Origin of the sequence: Hydrogenophaga sp. 2FB (assembly GCF_005503365.1) — a bacterium.
In the GTDB taxonomy this organism is placed as follows: domain Bacteria; phylum Pseudomonadota; class Gammaproteobacteria; order Burkholderiales; family Burkholderiaceae_C; genus Hydrogenophaga.
Genome location: NZ_SCML01000098.1, coordinates 1 through 12,369 on the forward strand (window position 1 = coordinate 1; position 12,369 = coordinate 12,369).

Genomic DNA, 12,369 nt, shown 5'->3' on the forward strand with positions numbered 1-12,369 from the left:
CACACGTCCACCACCGGTATGCCGCCGTCGGCCATGCGCAGCGCATAGGCGATCTGCTCTTCGCTGAATCGAGACTTCTTCATCGCTTCTCCTTGCCCCTCTCGGGGCCTTGGGAAGCAACCGTACCTCTAGTTTTGAGCTGTGCAGATTTTTCGGAGGCACGTCACAACTGTCAGCATCCCTCTCAACACCAGACGCTTGATCCGGGATCCCGCCGTCGGCCAGATGACGCACAGTAGGAGGCACAGTGCACTTAGGATTTGACCGCCGCCGGCACCGCTGCAGACCGGTCATTGGCTCAGGTTGCTTGAGGAACTCAAACGGGCGTAGGAGAGGGAAAGTGGCCCGATATCCAAGGAGCAGCGTACTGGTCGCAGCACGACGGAACACCCGTCGCGACAGTGCGAGTAACCTGCCTCAATTCACCGCCCGCGCCGTTCCCACCCAGTGCGGCGCACGCAGGTCGCGCTTGAGCACCTTGCCCGCGGCCGACAGCGGCAGCGCGTCGCGGAACTCCACGGTCTTCGGGCATTTGTAGCCGGCAATGTGCTCGCGGCAGAACGCGCGAATGCCCTCCACGTCGGCCTGTGCATCCGACTTGAGCACCACCACTGCGTGCACAGCCTCGCCCCAGCGTTCGTGGGGCACGCCGATCACCGCGCAGGACAACACCGCCGGGTGCCGCGCCACCACGCTTTCGACTTCGGCGGAGTACACGTTCTCGCCCCCGCTGACGATCATGTCCTTGATGCGGTCCACGATGAAGAGGTAGCCGTCCTCGTCCATGGTCGCGCCGTCGCCGGTGTGCAGCCAGCCTTCGCGCAAGGCCTGTGCGGTTTCGGCGGGTTTGTTCCAGTAGCCGACCATGACGTTGGCGCCCCGCACGACCACCTCGCCCACGGTGCCACGCGGCACTTCATGCCCATCCCCATCCACGATCTTCACGGACACGCCGATGCCGGCGCGCCCGGCCGAGCGGAACCGGCCGTTGGCACGACCTTGCGCGCCGTGGTTCTCGGGTGGGTTGGACGACACACTGGGGCAGGCTTCGGTCAGTCCGTAGGAATGGAAGAAGTCCACGCCGGGCAGCGCGGCCAGCATGCGTTCGAGCACGGGCGCGGTCATCGGCGAGGCGCCGTAGATCAGGCATTTGAGGCTGCGCAGGTCGTGCTCTGCGAACGCCGGGTGGTCGACCAGCATCTGGATCATGCTGGGCACCAGCAGGGTCTCGGTCACCGCCTCGCGCTCGATGGTCTGCAGCACCTCCAGCGCGTCAAAGGCCGGAATGACCACGTGCGTCTCGCCCGCAATGAACTGCATCAGCGCACGCGCCATCGCTCCGGCGTGGAACAGCGGCGCCGCGTGCAGCACGCGGCTGCCGGTCAGCGGCTGGGCCGGCGCCATGCGCTGCAGGCTGGAGGCCCACAGGTTCAGGTGCGTCTGCATCACGCCCTTGGGAAAGCCCGTGGTGCCGCCGGTGTACATGATGCAGGCCAGATCGGCACCGCCGCGGCCCGCGTCCTCGACCGGTGCCGTGGCCTCGATCAGGCCGTCGCACGACAACAGGCCTTCGGGCGCGGGGCCGTCACCCAGGTGGATGAAGATGGGCGCGTGCAAGGCCTTGGCGCGAATGCCGTCCACCAGGTGCAGGTGCTGGTCGTCGACAAACAGGATGCGCGTGTCGCAGTCGTCGAGCGAATAGACGATCTCGGGCACGCTCCAACGGATGTTCACCGGGTTGAGCACGCCGCCCGCCCACCAGACCGCCATCATGGCTTCGAGCCACCGGTCCGCGTTCTGAGCCAGCACGCCCACACGGTCACCCGGCGCGAGCGGCAGGCCGCGCAGCGCGCCGGCCAGGCGCGCCACGCGCTCGCCGAATTCGGCAAAGCTGCGGCGGCGGCCGCGGAACACCGTGGCCACATGCCCGGGAGACTGTTGCAGCGCGCGCTGCAGGCCTTGGGTCAGGTACATGCCGTCATTCCACCTTCGCGCCGGAGACCTTGATCAACTTCTGGATCACCGGGGCACTGGCTTCCAGGTTGTGGCGGAACTGGGCCGCGGTGTTGCCCATGCCCACCAGGCCATACACCTGAAAACGGGCCCTGAGGTTGGTGGACTGGATGGCCGCGCGCGCCTCTTTCTCCAGCATCGCGAGGATGGGGGCCGGGGTGCCGGCGGGCGCCATCATCACCATGCCGCCCAGGGGCCGGTACTCGGCATCGGGCAGACCGGCTTCGGCCATGGTGGGCAGGTCCGGCATGTTCTTGAGCCTCTCGTCACCGATCAGCGCCAGCGCGCGCAACTTGCCCGAGATCAGGTACGGCGCCATGGTGCCCAGCGTGCCAATGCCCGCCTGGACCTGGTCGGACATGATGTCCAGCGCCATCGGTGCTTCGCCCTTGTAGGCGACGTGCGTCATTCCCAGCTTGTGCGATTCGCTGAGGTAGGCGTTCAACAAGTGGCTGGACGAACCCACGCCAAAGGAACCGTAGCTCACCTTGCCCTTGTTCTTGCCGGCCCAGTCGATGAACTCTTTCATGGTCGTGGCGGGAACACTCTTGCTGACCGTGAACACCAGGCTGGCCGAGCAGATCTCGGTGATGGGCGCGAGATCGCGCTGCACGTCGTAAGGCACCTTGGCGAACATGTAGGGCGCGTAGGCCACCGGGCTCGAATGCGCCACCAGGATGGTGTAGCCGTCGGGCGCGGCACGCGCCACCGCACCGGTGCCCAGCATGCCCGCCGCGCCGGGTCGGTTGTCCACGACGATCGGCTGCTTCATGCTCTTGCTCATTTCCGCGGCGAGCGCGCGCGAGATGGCGTCGGTGGCGCCGCCGGGAGGCGCGGGCAATACGAAGGTGATGGGGCGGTTCGGGTAGTCCTGGGCCAGGCCCACCGTGCTCCAGGCCAGGGCGGCGATGGTGAGGGTGGTGGTGATGAGGTTCCTGGTTCGCATGTCATGTCTCCTGTTGTTGTCACGAATGGGGTCAATGGGTCTTCACGGTCGGGCGCCGAGGGTCTGCATCAACGCGCGCAGGCGATGTGCGGGCCGGGTTCGGTCTGGAACAGCTCGTCCACCAGGTGCGCTCGCCGGGTGCGCGTGGCCGCCTGGTTCACATAGCCTTTGTCGGCGATCTCGTTGGCGTCCATGGACGGCGGTTCGGCCATCAGCATCAGGCGCCCGACGCTCAGGCTGGCGCTGCCATCCTGTCCACGCAGCCGCTCGCGCAACGCGGCGACCACGGTCGGGTGCGCCACCAACGCGGCGGCATCGAGGCCCGCCAGCTCGGGCGCCAGGCGCTGGCACGCCGCCACGTTGGGCCAGGCCAGCGCGGCCACGAAATCGTGGTCGTGTCCGCAGATCACCGCGTCGGTGATCAGCGGTGCACAGGCCTCGACCAGAGACAGGCGCACCGCCCCGGTCCGCACCCAGGTGCCGTTGATGAGCTTGAAGTCTTCGGCCACGCGGCCATCAAATCGCATGCCCTGGCGCGGGTCGCTCGGGTCCACCAGACGAACCGCGTCCCCCAGGCAGAAGTAACCCTCGTCGTCGAAGGCCGCCTGGGTCAGGTCCGGCCGATTGACGTAGCCGCTGAAGTTGTGCGCGCCGCGCACGCGGATTTCGTAACGCCCGCCTTCCAGTGGCACCAGCTTGACGTCGGTGCCGGGCGCGGGCGCGCCGATGTTGGACAGGTCTTCGCAGGCCCAGGTGCGGTAGGTACCGACGCCGGTCGTCTCCGTCGACGCCAGGCCGGTGCCGAAGACGATGCGCTCGCCCACCGTGCGCTCGGCCACGCGCTGGATGCGCTCGTTGACGTCGCGCGGCAGGCTGGCACCGCCGTAGCCAAAGTTGACCACGCGGGCGAAGAGGCTGCGCGCGAGTTCGGGGTCGCGCTCCAGTTCGGTGGCCAGCAGGGTCCATGCGGCCGGCACCGAGGTCAGCAGGGTGGGCGACACCTCGCGCAGGTTGCGCACCGTGCGCTCGAACATGCCCGGCATCGGCCGCCCGTCGTCGATGTAGTGCGTGGCCCCCAGCAGGATGGAACGCCCCAGGTTGAGCACGCCACCGAGGGCGTGGTGCCACGGCAGCCAGTCGAGAAACACCGGTGGCTCATCCGATTCGGTCAGCGCGGCGAACATGTACAACAGACTAGCCGCGGTGGCCTGCAGATTGCGGTAGCTGGTGGCCACGCCCTTGGGCACGCCGGTCGAGCCGGAGGTGAACAACACCCGCGCCAGGTGCTCGGGCCGCAGTGCGGCGTGCGCATCTGCCACCGCCTGGATGCGCGCCGCGCTGAGCTCGGTGGCCACCAGATCGCGCCAGGCGATCTGCCCGGCGTGGTCGCCACGCACCGAGATGACGGGCACGCCGCTCGGCGCGATGGCCGCGATGGCGCGCGCCACGCTGGACGCGTCCTGCACGAACAGCGCGGCCGGTGGCACCAGCTCGCACACGCCCTTGAGGCGGGCGAAATCCGTGCTGAGCAGCGAATAGGCCGGCGACACGGGCGCGGTCGGCACACCCACATACTCGGCCGCCAGCAGCACCACCAGCTGCTCGAGCGAGTTGCCCGACAGCAAGACCAATGGCCGCTCCTGGCCCAGCCCCATCTCCAGCAAGGCGGCGCCCACCGCCTGCACCTGTTGCCACAGCTGCGCCCAGGTGAGCCGGCGCCACTGCCCTTGCGCATCGCGCTCGCAGAAGGCGGGTGTGTCACCGCGGCGCTCGGCCCAGCCCGGGATGTGTCCGGCGAAGCCGAGGTGCACCGGCAGCTTGGGCACCAAGGGCGAGCTCAGGATCAGGGTACCGTCGGCGCGCCGCTCGCACAGCGTTTCGCGCGGCGGATAAGGCACGGGTCGGTAACGGGGCGTGGCCGTGGGCACGGTCGCAAGCGAATTCATGGGTGCTGTCTCCTGAATCAATCGGTCCGTTCGTTTCGACGGGTCCTTGCCACGCTTCGTTCCGGCGTGGTCGCGCCCGCGTTTACTGCGGCGAACCGGCCACGGCGACCACCTGCCCCGTGATGTAGTTGGACTCGGGCGTGCAGAACAGGTAGACGGCGCCCGCGGCCTCTTCGGGTGTGCCCCCGCGTCCCAACGGGTTGCGCTGCGCGTGCGACTTCAGCAGCTCCGGGTTCAGGCCCACGCGGATGTCGCGGCCTTCGATGTTGACGGTCGCACCGGCCTTCGCATCGGCGGAGGTCATGCGGGTGTGGATCAGGCCGAACGCCACGGCGTTGACGTTGACGTTGAAGCGGCCCCACTCGCGGCTGAGCGCGCGCGTCATGCCGATCACGCCGGCCTTGGCGCTGCTGTAGTTCATCTGGCCCGCATTGCCGTTGAGTGCGGAGGTGGAAGAGACGTTCACCACCTTGCGGTAGATCTGGCGGCCCGCTTCCTGGTCGGCCTGGGCCTGGGCCTTGATCACCGGGTGCGCGGCGCGCAGGATGCGGAAGGGCGCGGTGAGGTGGCAGTCCAGGATGGCGTGCCACTGCTCGTCGGTCATCTTCTGGATCACGTCGTCCCAGGTGAAGCCGGCGTTGTTGACGATGATGTCGATGCCCTTGAAGTTGTCCACCGCCGTCTTCACGAAACGTTCGGCGAAGTCGGGCGCGCTCACGTTGCCCACGCAGGCCACGGCGTCCACACCGGCTTTCTTGAGCAGCTCCACCGTCTCGTGCGCCGGGTCGGCATCGAGGTCGTTGATGACGAGGCGTGCGCCTTCGCTGGCGAGTTTTTGTGCGATGGCCTGGCCGATGCCGCGGCCGGAACCGGTGACCAATGCCACCTTGCCGTCGAGTTTTCCCGTGTGGTTTGCCATGATGTGTCTCCAGGTTGAGAAGTGTTTAGAGGGGCTTAGAGGGCGACCACGGCATCGCCGAGGATCTTGCTGTCGCCGTACTGGTTGGTGGTCTGGATCTCGAGCTTCACGCGCTGCTCGCCGTCGACCGTGAACTTGTCCACCACCTTGCCGGTGCAGGTGATCTGGTGTCCCAGGTGGGTGATGCCGACAAAGCGCACGCCCCACTGGCGCAGCTGGCGCTGGTCCACCCACTGGGTCAGCAAACGCCCGAGGTAGGCCATGGACAACATGCCATGCGCGAACACGTCGGTAGCGCCGGCCTTGCGGGCGTAGTCGATGTCGATGTGGATGGCGTTGTGGTCGCCCGAGGCGCCCGCGAACAGCGCGAGCGTGGTGCGGTTGATGGGCGCCAGCGCCAGCGGGGGCAATGTGTCGCCCACCCGAATCGCGTCGAATTTTGGTTGGTTCATGGTGTGTTCCTTTCAGCCGTTGCGGTGCACCAGCACGCTGCGCAGATCGGCCACGTGCTCGTCGCGCTGGTTGGTCACGCGGGTCTCGCGCACCACGAAGTCGAGCGCCCCGCCCTTCTTGTCGTAGATGTCGGCGATGCGCACCTCGAACTGCAGCGTGTCGCCGGCGTAGGCCATGCGGTGGTGGGTGAAGGACTCCTCGCCATGCAGGATGCGGCTGGGCACGATGCCCAGCTCATCGCGCCAGGCGTTGGACGGCATCTGGAACTCGAGCGAGAACAGGAAGGTGGGCGGCAGCGGCAGGCCCGGGTGTCCGGCCTCGCGCGCGGCCGCCTCGTCGAAGTAGATCGGATTGGTCTCGCCGACCGCCTTGGCGAAGAAGCGCAACTGCCCCGCTTCGGCCGTGGCCTTGAAGGTGCCGATGGTTCGGCCGATGTGTTTCTTGTCGATCATGGAAATGTCTCCTGGCCGTGAAGCCGCTTCAGTCGGCGCGCTGGTAGAGGGTGACCACGCCCGCACCACCCAGGCCCAGGTTGTGCTGCAGCGCAACCTTCGCGCCCGCGACCTGGCGTTGATCGGCCGTGCCGCGCAACTGGTGCGTCAACTCGTAGCACTGCGCCAGGCCCGTGGCCCCCAGCGGATGGCCCTTGGACAACAAGCCACCGGAGGGGTTGACCACCCAGCGCCCGCCGTAGGTGTTGTCGCCGTCGTCGACCAGCTTGGGGCCCTCGCCTTCGGCGCACAGGCCCAGGCCTTCGTAGGTCAGCAACTCGTTCTGCGCGAAGCAGTCGTGCAGCTCGATCACGTCCACGTCCTCGGGGCCGATGCCGGCCTGCTGATAGGCCTGGCTCGCGGCCAGACGTGTCATGTCGAAGCCCACCACGCGGATCATGTCGCGCGCGTCGTAGGTGCTGGGCGTGTCGGTGGTCAGGGATTGGCCGGCAATGAACACATCGGTGCGCAGGCCACGCTTCTTCGCAAAGGCCTCGGAGACCACGATGGCCGCGGCGCCGCCGCACGTAGGCGGGCAGGCCATCAGGCGGGTGATGACACCGTCCCACAGCATCGGCGCGGCCATTACGTCCTCGGTGCTCACCACGTTGCGGAACACCGCCAGCGGGTTGCGCGCGGCGTGCTGGCTGGCCTTGGCGCGGATCTTGGCGAAGGTCTCCAGCTTGGTGCCGTACTTCTGCATGTGCGCGCGGCCGGCACCCGCGAACTGGCGGATTGCCGACGGGATCTCGGGCTGGCCGACCAGTTCGTCGACCAGCTTCTGGGCCCGCTCCAGCGCGGGCGCGCGGTCGGTCCACGCCGACTTCAGCGCACCGGGGTTCATCTGCTCGAAACCGAAGGCCAGCGCGCAGTCCACCGCGCCGCTTTGCACGGCCTGGCGCGCCAGGAACAGCGCCGAGGAACCCGTGGCGCAGTTGTTGTTGACGTTGATCAGGGGAATGCCGGTCATGCCGACGCGGTACATGGCTTTCTGGCCACAGGTGGAGTCGCCGTAGACGTAGCCGGCGTAGGCTTGCTGGATGTCTGAAAAATCGAGGCCGGCATCGGCCAGCGCCTGGCGGATGGCCACTTCGCCCATCACGTCGTAGGGCTCGCTGGTGCCGGGTTTCTTGAAGGGGATCATGCCGACGCCGGCGACAAAAACTTTGTGGCTCATGGAGTGTTCTCGTTGAAGAAAGGAGTGGTGTGTGCGGTGTCAGAGCTTGCGGGCGATGAGGTCGCGCTGGACCTCGCTGGTGCCGCCGTAGATGCGGTTCACGCGCATGTCCACGAAGGCGCGCGCCACCGGGTACTCGAGCATGTAGCCGTAGCCACCGTGCAACTGCACCATCGTGTCCAGCGCCGTGCCGAGCGTCTCGGTGGCGAACAGCTTGGCGATCGCCGCCTCTTCGAGCGTCAGGCGCCGGCGCATGTGCTCGGCGAGGTAGTGGTCGATCAGGGTGCGCGCGGCCACGGCCTGGGCCTTGATGTCGGCGAGCTTGAACTTGGTGTTCTGGAAGTCCCACACGGTCTGGTTGAAGGCCTTGCGGTCCTTCACGTAGTTGATGGTGTGCTGCAGGCAGGTCTCCAGCGTTGCTGCCGCGGCCACCGCGATGCAGAAACGTTCCTGGGGCAGCTCGTGCATCAGCGCGTACATGCCCTTGCCTTCTTCGCCCAACAGGTTGCTCACGGGCACGCGCACGTCGTCGAAGAAAAGCTCTGCCGTGTCGGCCGCGTGCTGGCCCACCTTGTCGAGCTTGCGGCCACGGCGAAAGCCCGGGCGGTCGGCCTCGACGAGGATCAGGCTCATGGCCTTGGAGCCGGTTTCGTTGGGGTTGGTCTTGGCGACGACGATGACCAGATCGCAGTTCAGCCCGTTGCTGATGAAGGTCTTGGCGCCGTTGATGACGTACTCGTCGCCCTCACGGCGCGCGGTGGTGCGGATGCCCTTGAGGTCGCTGCCGGTGCCGGGCTCGGTCATCGCGATGGCGAGCATGGTCTCGCCCGAGGCGCAGCGCGGCAGCCACTTCTGCTTCTGCTCTTCGGTGCCGAGGCGGAAGATGTAGGGAGCGATGATGTCCGAGTGCATGCCGAAGGTAACGCCGGTGATGCCGAGCGCCGCCATCTCTTCGGACAGCACGGCGGCATGGCCGAAATCACCGCCGCCACCGCCGTATTCGGTCGGCAGCATGGGGCACAACAATCCTTCGCGGCCGGCCTTGCGCCAGACCTCGCGGTCCACCCGGCCTGCCTCGTTCCACTCCGCCATGCGGGGTGCGCATTCGCGCTCCAGAAAGCGCCGCGCGGTGCTGCGGAATTGCTCGTGATCTTCGCGGAAAACGGTTCGCGTGACTTGCACTGGAATCTCCTCGGTGGGCCTGTGGCCGGATGGCTGTCTGCTAGGGGTTCAGCTTAGGCACCACCCGCCGCCGCGGCACCACCCGTATCGGGTTGCGCCACCCGGGCGAGTTCCTGTTCCTGCAGCTCGCGCCAGGCCAGCTTGCCGGTGGACGACTTGGGCAGGCTGTCGACGATGTCCACCAGGCGCGGTGCCTTGTAGGCCGCCATGGTTTCGCGGCACCAGGCCAGGATGTCTTGTGCGCTGGCGGTGGCCCCCGGCTTGAGGGCGATGACGGCCTTGACGGTCTCGCCGCGGCGCTCGTCGGGTGAGGCGATCACGCAGGCCTCGTGAATGGCGGGGTGGCCGTTCAGCACCGCCTCCACCTCGGCGGGCCAGACCTTGTAGCCCGACGCATTGATCATGCGTTTGAGGCGGTCGCGCATGAACACGTAGCCGTCCTCGTCCATGCTGGCGAGGTCCCCGGTGCGCAGAAAACGCTTGCCGTCGATGACCAGAAAACTCTCGTGGTTGGCTTGCGGGTTGTTCCAGTAGCCCAGCATCACCTGCGCGCCGTGGGCCACGATTTCGCCCACTTCGCCGGGTGCCACGGGTTGCAGGGTCTCGGGGTCGAGCAGGCGCAGGTCGACACCAAATGTCGGCACGCCCAGACAGACCCGTTTGGGCGCGTGGACCGGGTTGGCACAGAGAAAGGCGGCGGTCTCGGTCAGGCCGTAGCCCTCCACATAGTCCAGGCCGTAACGCGTCTTGAGCAACTGGTTGATGCGCTCCGGCGTGGCCGCGCCACCCCCGGTCACCAGGCTCAGGCTGCTCAGGTCGCGGTCTTCGATGCCCGGCAGGGCAAAGAAGTCCACCAGCATGGCTGGCAGGGCGGCCCAATACGTGACGCGGTGGCGCTCGATGAGCGTGGCGGCATTCTCCCGGTCCCACCGCGGCATCAGCACGGTGGTACCGCCCGCATAGATGGCGGCGTTGACGTTGTGCTGCAGTCCGAGCAAGTGGAACAGCGGCGCGACGCAGAGGAACACCGACTCGGCATTGACGCGGCGCCACACGGTGTTGCCCACCACCGACGTGAGCACGGTGCGGTGGGTGTGCATGCAGGCCTTGGGTGCGCCGGTGGTGCCGGAGGTGTAGGGCAGCATGCACAGGTCATCGGGGCCGGCCTCGCGCGGGGCGGGCGTGTGGTTAACCAACAGGGCGGCGGACCAGCGCGATGCGCCCGCGGGCAGCTCGGCCACCCCGGACGGCTGGCGCACCCAGTCGGGAATGTCCAGCCCGGCGTCGTCCGCGCCCAGCAGGTCGCCATAGGCGTGCACGACCAGATGCCGCAGCGGTCCGTGGCCCAGCAGCGGCGCGATCGCCGCCACCAGTTCCTGGGCGACGAAGGCCGCCACGCAACCGCTGTCCTGGACGATGTGGTCCAGCTCGTCGTGCAGCAACATGGCGTTGACCGGCACGAACACGGCGTCGGCGCGCAGGATGGCCAGGTAGGCGACGATGAACTGCGGACAGTTCTGGCTGAACACGGCGACACGGTCACCGCGCCGCACGCCGCACACCCGCTGCAGATGGCCCGCCATGCGTTCCACATCGCGCAGCAAATCGGCGTAGGTGATCGCTGTGCCGAAGAACTGAACCGCGGTCTTGGAGGGAAAGCGCCGGGCCGAGACCTCGAGGCTGTCCGCCAGGCTGGTCTCGGGGATGTGCACCTGACTGGACAGGCCAAGGCGGGCGTGTTTCGCGTCCAGGCGCAGGGGGCTGGACGGCGCCTTCAGCGCGCCCTTCTTTTCCTTCATATGCCGGTCTCCACAACGTTGTCACATGCCATGCCCTGGGTATCGAAACCCAGGCCCAGCTCCCTCAGGCGCTCCATCGCCTGCGCGTCGAAGCCCCAATCGCGCAAGGCCGCGGCGCCCCGCTGTCCGCGCGCGGGCGCGGGCTTTGGCACCGCCGACGGCGTGGCGGAAAACCGCGGCGCCGGGCCTGGCTGGATGACACCCGCCACCTTCACAAAGCTGCCACGGGCCTGGTGTTGCGGATGGCTGGGCGCCTCGGCGAATCCCAGCACGGGGGCCACGCAGGCGTCGCTGCCTTCGAAGACACGGCACCAGTCCTCGCGTGTGCGGCTGGCAAACGCCGTTTCGAAGGCCTCGCGCAAACGCGGCCAGCCCTTGCGGTCGTGTTGACCCGGCAGACCGGCCGCGGACAAGTCCAGCTTGTCCAGCAGTTCGGCGTAGAAGCGGGCTTCGACCGCACCCACCGCCATGTACTGGCCGTCGAGGGTCCGGTAGTTGTCGTACCAGGGGGCGCCACCGTCGAGCATGTTGCTGCCGCGTTCCTCGCGCCAGTTGCCAGAGGCGATCAAGCCCCAGAACACGGCGCCCAACTGAGCAGCACCTTCCGTCATGGCGGCGTCCACCACCTGCCCCGCGCCACCGCGCTGCACGTTCAACAAGGCCGCCACCACGCCCAACGCCAGCAACATGCCACCGCCGCCGTAGTCGCCCACCAGGTTGAGCGGCACCACCGGTTTTTCGCTTTTGGGACCGATGCCCGACAACACACCCGACAAGGCGATGTAGTTGAGGTCGTGCCCCGCCCGGTCGGCCATGGGGCCGTTTTGCCCCCAGCCGGTCATGCGGCCATAGACCAGGCGCGGGTTGCGCGCCAACGCCACGTCGGGGCCCAGGCCCAGCCGCTCCATGGTGCCGGGCCGAAAGCCCTCGATCACCACGTCGGCCCGTTCGACCAGGTCCAGCGCCGCGTCCACCGCGCTGCGCTGCTTCAGGTCCAGCGTGACCGAGCGACGACCACGTCCGACCACGTCAATGCGGGGACCGCTGGTCTTGGGCCCCAGGTCTTGCGGCGGCACAGGCCGATCGATGCGGATCACGTCAGCCCCCATGTCGGCCAACAACATGGCGCCAAAGGGGCCCGGGCCGATGGCCTCGAACTCCAACACCCGAATTCCGGACAGAACACCCATGACAGATCCCCCTGTTTGCGTGGATGGAGCAAGACGCTCCTGGATGGCGGCAAGTACACCAGCCCGAACGCGCGCGCGCTCCACCCACATCGGGTAGCGCCCCATTACGGCGCCGCCAACTGCTGCGCCAAAATGGCTGGTTGAACGCAACCCCTCTCCCCATGTCACAGACGTCGTCGCCGCACAGCCTTCCGCTCACCCCGACCGAGACCCTCCAGGCGGTGGCCGGCACCAAGCTGGCGCCGCCGCGGGC

Annotated in this window: 10 protein-coding genes; all 10 read right to left on the minus strand. The window is 67.6% G+C overall.

Features of this window, described 5'->3' with window-relative positions; all coding sequences use genetic code 11:
* Window positions 1–417: 417 nt before the first annotated feature.
* Window positions 418–1,974, minus strand: coding sequence for an acyl-CoA synthetase (locus tag FFS09_RS29925; protein ID WP_137922546.1), 1,557 nt, complete (start codon window positions 1,972–1,974; stop codon window positions 418–420).
* Window positions 1,975–1,978: 4 nt separating this feature from the next.
* Window positions 1,979–2,959: a Bug family tripartite tricarboxylate transporter substrate binding protein gene (locus tag FFS09_RS29930; RefSeq protein ID WP_137922547.1), complete on the minus strand. Its 981-nt coding sequence runs from the start codon at window positions 2,957–2,959 to the stop codon at window positions 1,979–1,981.
* Between the two features lie 68 nt (window positions 2,960–3,027).
* Entirely contained in the window at window positions 3,028–4,905 is a 1,878-nt protein-coding gene (locus FFS09_RS29935; protein WP_137922548.1) for a feruloyl-CoA synthase, read from the minus strand.
* Window positions 4,906–4,987: 82 nt separating this feature from the next.
* On the minus strand, window positions 4,988–5,824 hold the full coding sequence (locus FFS09_RS29940; RefSeq protein ID WP_137922549.1) for an SDR family NAD(P)-dependent oxidoreductase: 837 nt from the start codon (window positions 5,822–5,824) through the stop codon (window positions 4,988–4,990).
* A 35-nt stretch (window positions 5,825–5,859) separates the two neighbouring features.
* A complete protein-coding gene (locus FFS09_RS29945; protein ID WP_137922550.1) occupies window positions 5,860–6,276 on the minus strand; it encodes a MaoC family dehydratase in 417 nt (138 codons plus the stop codon).
* 12 nt (window positions 6,277–6,288) lie between these two features.
* Complete coding sequence (locus FFS09_RS29950) at window positions 6,289–6,729, minus strand: MaoC family dehydratase N-terminal domain-containing protein (protein WP_137922551.1); 441 nt, start codon at window positions 6,727–6,729, stop codon at window positions 6,289–6,291.
* 28 nt (window positions 6,730–6,757) lie between these two features.
* Window positions 6,758–7,945 (minus strand): lipid-transfer protein, encoded by a 1,188-nt coding sequence (locus FFS09_RS29955; RefSeq protein ID WP_137922552.1) that lies wholly within the window; start codon window positions 7,943–7,945, stop codon window positions 6,758–6,760.
* 39 nt (window positions 7,946–7,984) lie between these two features.
* Complete coding sequence (locus tag FFS09_RS29960; protein ID WP_137922553.1) at window positions 7,985–9,127, minus strand: acyl-CoA dehydrogenase family protein; 1,143 nt, start codon at window positions 9,125–9,127, stop codon at window positions 7,985–7,987.
* Between the two features lie 53 nt (window positions 9,128–9,180).
* Entirely contained in the window at window positions 9,181–10,926 is a 1,746-nt protein-coding gene (locus FFS09_RS29965; protein WP_137922554.1) for a long-chain fatty acid--CoA ligase, read from the minus strand.
* Window positions 10,923–12,116, minus strand: coding sequence for a CaiB/BaiF CoA transferase family protein (locus FFS09_RS29970; RefSeq protein WP_137922555.1), 1,194 nt, complete (start codon window positions 12,114–12,116; stop codon window positions 10,923–10,925). The genes FFS09_RS29965 and FFS09_RS29970 overlap by 4 nt, the downstream gene beginning before the upstream one ends.
* Window positions 12,117–12,369: the final 253 nt, after the last annotated feature.